General features: G+C 60.4%; 4 protein-coding genes. 3 read left to right on the forward strand and 1 reads right to left on the reverse strand.

Features of this window, described 5'->3' with window-relative positions; translation table 11 throughout:
* Window positions 1-82 precede the first annotated feature (82 nt).
* Both RTX98_RS01515 and RTX98_RS01520 read left to right on the forward strand, forming a co-directional pair.
* Complete coding sequence (locus RTX98_RS01515) at window positions 83-2335, forward strand: xanthine dehydrogenase family protein molybdopterin-binding subunit (protein WP_312794086.1); 2253 nt, start codon at window positions 83-85, stop codon at window positions 2333-2335.
* 403 nt (window positions 2336-2738) lie between these two features.
* Entirely contained in the window at window positions 2739-3767 is a 1029-nt protein-coding gene (locus RTX98_RS01520) for a porin (RefSeq protein WP_312794088.1), read from the forward strand.
* A 511-nt stretch (window positions 3768-4278) separates the two neighbouring features.
* Here the strand turns inward: RTX98_RS01520 and RTX98_RS01525 are convergent.
* Entirely contained in the window at window positions 4279-6357 is a 2079-nt protein-coding gene (locus RTX98_RS01525; protein ID WP_312794090.1) for a lytic transglycosylase domain-containing protein, read from the reverse strand.
* A 229-nt stretch (window positions 6358-6586) separates the two neighbouring features.
* Between RTX98_RS01525 and RTX98_RS01530 the strand changes: the two genes are divergently transcribed.
* Window positions 6587-6841, forward strand: a 255-nt coding sequence (locus RTX98_RS01530; protein WP_312794092.1) for a dihydrodipicolinate synthase family protein, incomplete at its 3' end; no start/stop codon positions are given.

A 6841-nucleotide genomic window follows, 5' to 3' on the forward strand; every position in this document is an offset into this window, starting at 1 on the left:
CGATCCGACGGGCGCTCCGTCAGGCCGCTGCGGGAACGCCGCAGTCGCAGACCGATAAGCACGTGGCCTGAGGAGAGCGGCTATGAATACACATGTAAATCCACCCGCTCGCATCGGCGAACCGCTGAGCCGCGTCGATGGCCGTTTGAAGGTGACCGGTCATGCCCGTTATGCTGCCGAGCATCCGGTGGCAGACCTGCTTTATGGCTGGGTTGTTTCAAGCAGCATCGCAAAGGGCCGCATCACTGCCATCGATGAAGACGCCGCTCGGGCGGTGGCTGGAGTGGTCGAGATCATCACCCATAAAAACCGTCCGGATCTCGCAAAGGCCGACAGCGCCTATCAGGAGCAGGTCGCCCCTCCCGGGAAGCCGTTCCGCGCGCTGTATGATGACGAAGTTCAGTACAGCCTTCAGCCAGTTGCACTCGTCGTGGCCCAGGATCTGGAAACGGCCCGCTACGCGGCATCCCTGATCAAGGTCGATTACGAAGCGGCTGAACACAACACCGACTTCCGCATCGCGCAGGGCGAGCGCTTCATGCCTCGCCGCAAGCGCGCCGCCTACCAGCCGCCGAAGAACCGCGGTGACGTCGATACCGCCTTCGCAGAAGCTGTACACCAGATCGCGGGCACCTACCATTTGGCAACGCATGTCCATAATCCCATGGAGATGCACGCCACGACGGTCGTGTGGGAAGGTGATGAGCGCATCACCGTTTACGACAAGACACAAGGCTCGCAGAATACGCAGACCTATCTGGCAAATGTATTCGGCTTCAAGAAAGAGAACATACGCGTTCTGAACCCGTTTGTTGGCGGCGCCTTCGGTTCCGGTCTGCGTCCGCAATACCAGGCTTACCTGGCCACGATGGCGGCCAAGATGCTGGAGCGGTCCGTGCGCTTGGTGATGACCCGTCCGCAGATGTTCAGCCACGTCCATCGTCCGGAGGCACTTCAAGCAGTGTCGTTGGCCACCGACGCCCAAGGCCATCTCACCGGAATGCGTACCGAGGCCACGACGGCAACGTCTCGCTTCGAAAACTACATGGAGACCGTTGTGAACTGGGGGCTCATGGCTTATGCCTGCCCTAATGCCGAGGCAGACTACACCATCGCTCCGGTCGACAGCTATACGCCAGGCGACATGCGTGCTCCCGGTGCTGCAACCGGCATGACGCTTTTCGAAATCGCAATGGACGAGATGGCATATGAAGCCAATGTCGATCCACTCGAGTTCCGCCTTATCAACTACTCCGAAAAGGATGCGATGCACGACACGCCTTACACCTCCAAGGCCTTGAAGGAGGCCTATGCGGAAGGTGCGGCGAAGTTCGGCTGGGACAGCCGCAGCATGGCGCCCCGCTCAATGCGAGATGGAAGCGAGTTGGTAGGCTGGGGCGTCGCCACAGGCATGTGGGATGCCATGTTCCAGAAGACGTCGGCACGGGCGCGCTTGTCCGCCAACGGGGATCTTCTTCTCGAAACGGCAGCATCGGATATCGGCACTGGCACCTACACGATCCTCGCGCAGATCGCCTCGGATACGCTCGGCATTCCTGTCGAGCAGATCTCCGTGAAGATCGGCGATAGCGATTTGCCGATGTCGCCTATCGAGGGCGGTTCCTGGACTGCGGCCTCCGCCGGTGCAGCAATCGAAGCTACCTGTCAGAGCCTTGGCAAAAAGCTGTTCGAGGCAGCGCAGAAGGTGAAGAACTCACCGCTTGCCGACGCGAAGATTGATGATGTCCGCTTTGATTATGGACGCCTTCTCTCGAAGACGGATCCCGACAAGTCCGTTTCATACGGCGAAGCGATGGCCGCCGCGGGAGAAGTCAGCATCGAAGCCGAGGAGACCGTGTCCGCCGGCATCTCCGGCATGATCAGTCAAATGCGCAAGTCGCGAAACACGCACAGTGCCGTCTTCGCCGAGGTGAAGGTCGATGAAGAACTTGGTGTGGTTCGTGTCACCCGCGTGGTCTGCGCCGTCGCCGCCGGCCGGATCATCAATCCCAAAACAGCACGCAGCCAGATCTTGGGCGGCGTGGTGATGGGCATCGGCATGGGACTTCATGAAGAGACGTTCGTCGATCACCGTCTCGGTCGCATCATGAACCACGATCTTGCCGAGTATCATGTGCCCGCCAATGCCGACATTCACGACATCGAGGTGATCTTCGTGGACGAGCCCGACCCCGAGGTAACGCCGATGGGCGTGAAGGGTGTGGGCGAGATCGGCATTGTCGGAACAGCGGCAGCAGTAGCCAATGCCATCTTCCATGCGACCGGAAAGCGGCTGCGCGATCTGCCGATCACTATCGACAAGATCCTGGAATAGACGAGTCAGTCACAGGATGAGAACAGGGGCGCTTCGGCGCCCTTGTTTGTTTTGCGAGGTTTGCGCCTCGATTCGTCCGTCAAAACCTCTGATTCCGCCGATTTGCGAGGGGCTGGGATCATCAAAAAGGCTGGCCTCAGACGATCGGGCAGCCTCATTCGTTAACCAAACCTTACCCACCCCCCTCAATTCGTGTCTTTTGTGCAACAAGGTGTTCTCATAGGGGCGACTTCAAGGTCCTTCAGCCACAATCCCAGTTGAACGGGCCGACAGGGGGAGTAAACGTCTTTCCAGAAGAAGGGGCGAACAACGCAGCTTTTTCGGCCATAGGGGATGGGGCAGGGAACGCTGTCCTTCAGCAAAATACCCAGACCCACTATCAACTTTGACTGGAGGTCAGAAAATGAACATTAAGAGCCTGCTTCTCGGCTCCGCAGCGGCCATGATCGCTGTCTCCGGCGCTCGCGCTGCTGACGCTGTCGTGATCGCAGAACCAGAGCCCGTTGAATACGTTCGCGTTTGCGACGTCTACGGCACCGGTTACTTCTACATTCCGGGCACCGAGACCTGCTTGAAGGTCGGCGGCTACGTCCGCTTCGAAGTTCGCAACATCGGTGGCGACGACGAAGACTTCAACAACGACGGCTACACCACGCGCGCTCGTTTCGCTCCGACCTTCACCGTGAAGTCGGAAACCGAGCTCGGCACCCTGACCGGTTACGGCCGTATCTTCGCTCAGTACGACTCGGACAGCGACAACAACACCGAGATCGAGCACGCTCAGATTTCGTTGGCGACCGCTAACGGCACTTTCCTCGTCGGCTACGGCGACACGCCTTACTCGCGCTTCCTCGACTACGGTGGTCCGACCATCAACGACGGTTCGTATGGCGACACCAACGCTTCCGAAATCTCCTACACCTTCACCGGTGGCAACGGCTTCTCGGCAATCATCGCTGCTGTTGACAACGACGTGAACCAGGATTGGGACACGAACTTCGAAGGCGGCGTGCGCTTCACGCAGGCTTGGGGCTGGATCGGTGGTCTCGCCGGTTATGACGGCGTTGAAGAAGAGTTCGGCGCGAAGGTTGGCGTTGGCTTCAAGATCCCGAACACGGCTATCGAGCTGACCGTTCAGGGCTTGTACTCCAGCGAAGACGACTTCGGTCACTTCTACTCGATCCGCGACAACGGCGACGCATACGGCGACTTCGATTACGCTGAATGGGCTGTTCTTGCTGGCGCTTCGGTTGCCTTCAACGAGAAGGTCGGCCTGGCTGGTACGTTCCAGTACTTCGACACCGAAGAGTTCTTCGCAGCTGTCTCGCTGCCGATCTCGCCGGTTGCTGGCCTCTCGATCACGCCAGAAGTCAACTACGTGTCGCGGAACGAAGAGTTCAACGGCATCCTGCGCTTCCAGCGCTCGTTCTAATCCACTCGCAAGAGTTGGTTACGGAAAGCCCGGCGATTTCGCCGGGCTTTTTTGTTTTTGAGGTGCGCGTCTTCGCAACAGGACAGCGGCCCGCGTTAACGCTCGGAATGTAGCGCGAGTTGTTCTGCTGGATGCGTAAAGTCGTTCGCGCCCAGCTTTGAAAGCGATTGTACGGCTGCCTAAGACTGATAGACTTAGGTTCGCTGTTCGCAAGCAGCGGGTTGTTTTCATCGTCAGGAACGTCTGACGCACGACAGCCTCAAGTTACCCCGGCAGTTAGATAATCGTGGGATGAACGGCTCGCCTAAGCGACGTCAGCTGTAGCGAGGTACGCAAGCTTAGGACAGCGCACATCATGCTGCACCGAGGGCGGAGAAGGGTGAGCTGTCCCTTAGCAGGGAACTTCAGCCGAGCAGCGAAGGCATCTCTGCTTCTTACGTCAGGCCTTCCTCAGCACACAGCAAAACGCCCCTATGAAGGGGCGCCTTGATGGTCAGATGCTGAAGGTGCTTTAGCGGCCGCGTGAGAGATCGCCGGCGATGTCCATCGAGCCGGCAAGCCGCATCTTGTAGATCTGGTAGTTTTCCATGACGCGCTGCACATAGTTGCGCGTTTCGGTGTAGGGAATGCGCTCCACCCAATCCACGACCATGTCGATGTTCTGGCCGCGCGGATCACCATAGCGCTTCGCCCACTCGGCAGCGCGCGACGGGCCGGCATTGTAGCCCGCGAACGTCATCACATAGGAGCCGTCGAAGCGATCGAGCTGCGTCGAGAGATAAGCTGCGCCGAGCGTTGCGTTGTATCCCGCATCCGTGGTGAGACGATCGGCGGAGTAGGCGAGCCCGCTCTTGCGCGCCATTTCCTTGGCAGTGCCGGGAAGAAGCTGCAACAGACCGCGGGCGCCGGCGCCGGAAACAGCGCTGGCATTGAACTCACTTTCCTGCCGCGCGATCGCGTAAGCCAAAGCCTTGCCGGCAGTCGACATCTTCGCGGATGCCGGAATCGCGCCGGTTGGATGGGCGAGGGAGCCGATGTCGAGGCCCCGCTGTCCGGCGATTTTGCCGACGCGCAGAGCCAGATAATGGTTGCCGCGCTTTTCCGCTTGCACGGCCAGCAACGCCAATTCGCCTGGGCTGGTCAGCTGTTCTGCCAGGTCGCGGTAAAGACCATCGGCACGCCAGGCATGGCCGGCTTCCAGCCGCTGAATAGCCTGAACGGCTTCGCGACCGGCAAAGTTCTGACGATCGGTCAGGGTAGGCGAGGGGTAGTCAGCCGTAATCGTGTGACGGCCAAGCTTGGCGGATGCCAGCTGTCCGTAATAGGTCGCGCCGTACCGCGCGGACTGCTGGTAAAAGGTCTGCGCGCTGCCAGGCCCGCCGGCTTCGGCCGCGCGTCCCAGCCAGTAGTAAGCGCGTGACAACGAGATCGGCGTACTGGAAACTTTCGCGATGCGCGCAAAGTGGGCCGCCGCAGTCTTCGGGTCGCCCAGACTGCGCAGAGCGTACCAGCCGGCATGGAACTCCGCGTCGGCGGCACTCGAGGCACTTTCGGCCGAGTGGGCAGCTGCGACACGGTAGGCGAGGTCGGGCTTGCCGAGGTCGAGCAACTCGCGCGACAGAACCCGCCGCTCGATCCACCAGGCGTCGGGATCAACCAGCGCGGCGCGGTCTTTCGGTGCACGCAGCATTGCAGCTGCCGCCAGCGTGTACTTTTCCGCACGGCGCAGGCTTAGTGCCTGTGCGTAATAGAAGCCGGTCTCGCGCTGCGCCGCCGGAACCGATTCCAGCAAGCGCGTCGCGCTGCCGTCTTTCTTGATCACGGCAGACCAAGCCTTGAACAAAGCCGGGGCGCCGCTAAAGCCGGCTACCCGCTCAGCGGACGAGACGCGTTCGTTATAGAGCATCTGCTCCATGCGAGCGCGATGATCCGATGTCGTCAGGATCTTGCCGAATTCGCGGATGATCGCTTGTTCGTCGGCGGCTTCCAGCTTCTCGGAGCGCCAATAAGGTGCCAGCACGGCACGTGCACCTTTGGCGTCGTCGAGCGCAACATGGGCGCGGGTCAGCAGCAAGGTGCCGTCCTTAGTTAGCGGCGGCGTGCCACCAAAAGCGTTGACCACGATCTGTGGAGCCGGCTTTTCACGGGCAAGCGCCCGTTCGCTGTTGCGGCGCAGGGCTGCCATGCCCGGCCAGTTCGGCAGCATTGCCGCCGAATTTGCGATCTCGTCGCTGCCGACACCCGGATCAGCCGACAAGGCGATTGCCCAGGCGAGGATGTGCCGGTCCAGCGAATTGGAAGGCAGACTGTCGCGGACAGTGCGGGCGCGCGGAATGTTCTTGGATGAAATCGCATCCAGCCCGCTCTTCAGCACGGTCACGCTGCCGCCGCGTTCGAGCTTGCCCGACAGGTCGACGTTTGAGGTCAGCGAACCCGTCTTGATCTTTGTATCGACAAAGGCGTTGACGCCGGGTCGGCTCGTCGGCTTCGGCGCCTTGAAGAGATCAAACGCATGCGCAGGCTGGAAAGCCGGGAGCGTGGCGAGCAGAACGCCGGTAAAGGCCAAAGGCAGGAGCGAGCGAGGCTTCATGTCGTTGATTTCCCAGAACCAGACGAGAAACAGGGGTGGTAAGGGTTAGCTAGAAGTAAGCACGCAGGATGAAGAGAGCGTAAACATCCCCGTCCTTTCCGGTTCTGTCTTGTCTCTGGCCGGGGTGAACGAGCTCCGTGTCAAGACTATGGTGCCGGCCCACGCAATCGTCTAGAAGTCCTCCCGCCCGCCGCTTGTTAGCGGGCTTGCCTTTGTTTGGAGCAGGAAGATGTTGAGAGGCTCGATTACGGCGCTCGTGACCCCGTTCGCACAGGATGGTCGCTTCGACGAGAAAGCCTTTCAAGATTTCGTTGCCTGGCAGATCGCCGAGGGGACGCATGGTGTTGTGCCGGTGGGCACAACCGGCGAAACGCCGACCTTGTCGCATGAAGAGCATCGCCAGGTCGTGAAGGCCTGTGTCGCAGTGGCGAAGGGCAAGGTGCCTGTCATTGCGGGGGCGGGGTCCAACAACACACGTGAAGCC

The sequence above is a fragment of the Tianweitania sp. genome (genome assembly GCF_032053605.1).
In the GTDB taxonomy this organism is placed as follows: Bacteria; Pseudomonadota; Alphaproteobacteria; order Rhizobiales; family Rhizobiaceae; genus Tianweitania.